At 59.4% G+C, this 298-nt stretch carries 1 pseudogene; it reads left to right on the top strand.

The features are described 5' to 3' along the window. Positions 1-298 (top strand): annotated as a pseudogene (locus C450_RS06660) (IS630 family transposase); the annotation flags it as partial.

Below are 298 nucleotides of genomic sequence, written 5' to 3'. Positions count from 1 at the left end.
ATATGGAGGACGTCCTCGACCTTTATCACGAACCCTACGACGAGAAGCGTCCGGTCATCTGCTTCGACGAATCCAGCAAAGCACTCCGCGACCACGAACACGACCCGCTCCCGGTTTCGCCGGGAGCGGTCGAACGCGTCGATCACCGCTACGAACGAAACGGCAAACAGCGGATTCACCTCGCCACGGAACCGTTGACTGGCTGGGTCAACGTCGAGATTACCGAGCGGAGACGTACCACCGAGTGGATCGATCGGATGGTTGAACTCGCTGATGTCCACTACCCGGATGCGGACTG

The organism is Halococcus salifodinae DSM 8989, from assembly GCF_000336935.1.
Lineage (GTDB): Archaea > Halobacteriota > Halobacteria > Halobacteriales > Halococcaceae > Halococcus > Halococcus salifodinae.
This window is presented reverse-complemented; position numbering and strand designations above follow the sequence as displayed.